This is a genomic window from Bacillus sp. FG16 (assembly GCF_057809515.1).
In genome coordinates this window covers 1-1,207 of record NZ_JBMDKC010000261.1, presented here as the reverse complement: position 1 = coordinate 1,207, position 1,207 = coordinate 1, and the positions used below count along the sequence as shown (strand labels likewise).

At 37.6% G+C, this 1,207-nt stretch carries 1 protein-coding gene and 1 pseudogene; both read left to right on the top strand.

Annotated features, from left to right (window positions below; all coding sequences use genetic code 11):
- Positions 1–194, top strand: a pseudogene (locus ACODS7_RS32120) (hypothetical protein); the annotation flags it as partial.
- A 633-nt stretch (positions 195–827) separates the two neighbouring features.
- The coding region (locus ACODS7_RS32115) for a DUF1064 domain-containing protein (protein ID WP_488828611.1) at positions 828–1,207 on the top strand (380 nt) is incomplete at its 3' end.

Here is a 1,207-nt window from a genome sequence, read left to right as displayed (position 1 = left end):
TGCTCGTGCTAGATAAACAAGTTGTGAAGTTTACGGATGATGTCGCAAAACTAGATTATTATTTTCAAGATCGATTTCGAGTGGCAATGAAGGAGCATGTGGCAGCGTATATGGGCAAGAAGAACAGGCGTGTGATGACAGATGAGGAATGGAATAGTTGGATGGAACGAGTGGATGACAGGTATTTGGAGTGAGAGGAATTGAGTAAATACAACAACAAAAAAATTACTGTAGGAAAGCGTTTTGGAAGATTGCTTGTATTAGAAGATACGGAGAAAAGAAATAATTCAAAAAGAAAAATATTTCTTTGTGAGTGCGATTGTGGAAAGAAAGTTGAAGTTGATATCGCCGGGCTTAGGACAGGCGGCACTCAATCGTGTGGGTGTTTACGGTTGGAGAAGATGACAAAACATGCTAGTAGTCGCACAAAGTTATACAAAAAATGGGCTGATATGCTGCAACGCTGTAATAATTCGAATTCAACAAACTATAAGCACTACGGAAAACGTGGGATAAAAGTTTGTGATGAATGGTATGACTTTGTTGTTTTCAAAAATTGGGCTGACAAAAGTGGATACAAAGAACCTTTAAGTATTGATCGAATTGATCCGAATGGGAATTATGAACCGATAAATTGTAGGTGGGTTACCAGAAAACAGCAAGATCGCAATAGAAGGGATTCGATATTTGTTTGGATCCATGGAGAATATTTGCATTTGATGGATGTGGCAGAGAAATATGATGTTGACTATAGTTGTTTGAAATATCGATACCATAAAGGGATCCGTGGGGAAAAACTGATTTCACCTTCCCAAAGAGGAAAAAGTTTGAATAAGTATAACGCGAAAAAAATAGAGGTAGATGGCATTATTTTTCATAGCAAAGCAGAGGCTGATTATTATTTTGGATTAAAAATGCGTCAAGCTGCAGGGGAAATTTCAAGTTTTGAATTGCAACCGAGGTTCACTTTACAGCCGGCATTTACAAAGAACGGTAAAAAGTTTGTGGCAATTACATACATAGCGGACTTCTTGGTGTATTTGCCAAATGGTGAGGTCGAAGTCATAGACGTAAAAGGTTTTATTACCGAAACGTTCAACGTGAAACGAAAGTTGTTCGAGTATAAATATCCATATCTACAGCTTAATTTGTTGAAGCATGTGAAGAAATACGGTGGTTTTATCACGTTGGATGAGTACAACAAGTT